The organism is Domibacillus sp. PGB-M46 (assembly GCF_022668875.1).
Lineage (GTDB): Bacteria > Bacillota > Bacilli > Bacillales > Domibacillaceae > Domibacillus.
This window is the reverse complement of the sequence record NZ_JAKGCR010000104.1, coordinates 1-261: the sequence shown is the minus strand read 5'-3', so window position 1 is coordinate 261 and position 261 is coordinate 1. Positions and strand designations below refer to the sequence as shown.

2 tRNA genes are annotated in these 261 nt (G+C 52.5%); both read left to right on the top strand.

Annotated features, from left to right (window positions below):
- The first annotated feature begins 84 nt into the window (after nt 1-84).
- A tRNA-Trp gene (locus L2D08_RS23810) sits at nt 85-158 on the top strand.
- Nucleotides 159-187: 29 nt separating this feature from the next.
- Nucleotides 188-260: transfer RNA gene (locus L2D08_RS23805), tRNA-His, on the top strand.
- Nucleotide 261 lies beyond the last annotated feature (1 nt).

Genomic DNA, 261 nt, shown 5'->3' with positions numbered 1-261 from the left:
AGCGAAGTGGCTAAACGCGGCGGACTGTAAATCCGCTCCTTCGGGTTCGGCAGTTCGAATCTGCCCCCCTCCACCAGTTTATATAGGGGCATAGTTTAACGGTAGAACAGAGGTCTCCAAAACCTCCGGTGTGGGTTCGATTCCTACTGCCCCTGCCAATCGATTAATTTTATAAAATTTTACTATGGCGGTCGTGGCGAAGTGGTTAACGCATCGGATTGTGGCTCCGACATTCGGGGGTTCGATTCCCCTCGATCGCCC